Consider the following 840-nt stretch of genomic DNA (forward strand, 5'->3'; position numbering starts at 1 on the left):
TGCGCCGCGCAGCTCGGTTTGAGCGGCGGAGGAGGCACGACGGCGGTGGCACCGCAGAGCGTTCCGGTCCAGAGCGTGCCGGTACAGGCCGCTCCGGTGCAGGCCGCGCCCGTGCAGACCGCGCCGGTTACGGTTCCGCAGCACGCCGCCCCGGTGGCGCTCAGCGGCGAGACGTACACGCTGGAAGCTGGTGACACGCTGAGCATCGTTGCGGAAAAACTCGGCATCGCCGGCGGCTGGCAGCAGTTGGCTGACGCCAACCTGGACACCATCGCCGATCCCAACCTGGTGTTCGAGGGACAGGTCGTTCAGCTTCCCGCCTAAGGGCCCCGGTTCCTGACTGGGCCGGGAACGGACTGTCTCTCAAACGACGACGCCGGCGCTCCCCTCATAAGGGGAGCGCCGGCGTCGTACGTTGTATTGGAAACCTGTTAGACGGCGACCTTGATTTCGCGGACGATGCGCACCTTCCAGGCGGCGTCGTCGCTGGTGTCCAGCAGCGCAACGGTCCCGTGGGCGAGGTTCAGCGCCACGCGCTTGGCTGCCAGCAGTTCGAGGTAAAGGTGCTCGTTCATCCGGCTGGGCGTGTCGATCATGTACTTCACGGCGTCGCGGACCTTGCGGTAGTTCGCGCTCTTCTCACGGTGCATGTGCAGCTCAAGCATCTGGCGCTGGCGGACCTTGGGCTCGTGCCGGTTCAGCCAGGAAACTGCCAGGTGGACACCGACCACGAGAGTCAGGGAGACGGCGTAGATCCACCAGCCGCTGGAGAGCAGGAACAGTGGCAGGTTCCCGATCGCAACCAAAGCAATCACCACGCGCAGGGCCACGATCCGGCGC

At 66.2% G+C, this 840-nt stretch carries 2 protein-coding genes; one reads left to right on the forward strand and one right to left on the reverse strand.

What is annotated here, in order from left to right:
* Nucleotides 1–324 (forward strand): LysM peptidoglycan-binding domain-containing protein (locus DBR22_RS24240; protein ID WP_219928164.1); only part of this gene is annotated, 324 nt, incomplete at its 5' end.
* A 107-nt stretch (nt 325–431) separates the two neighbouring features.
* Here DBR22_RS24240 and DBR22_RS23285 read toward each other — a convergent pair.
* On the reverse strand, nt 432–840 hold a 409-nt coding region (locus tag DBR22_RS23285; RefSeq protein ID WP_108600919.1), incomplete at its 5' end, for a hypothetical protein.

It is taken from the genome of Arthrobacter sp. HMWF013, from assembly GCF_003061105.1.
Taxonomy (GTDB): domain Bacteria; phylum Actinomycetota; class Actinomycetes; order Actinomycetales; family Micrococcaceae; genus Arthrobacter.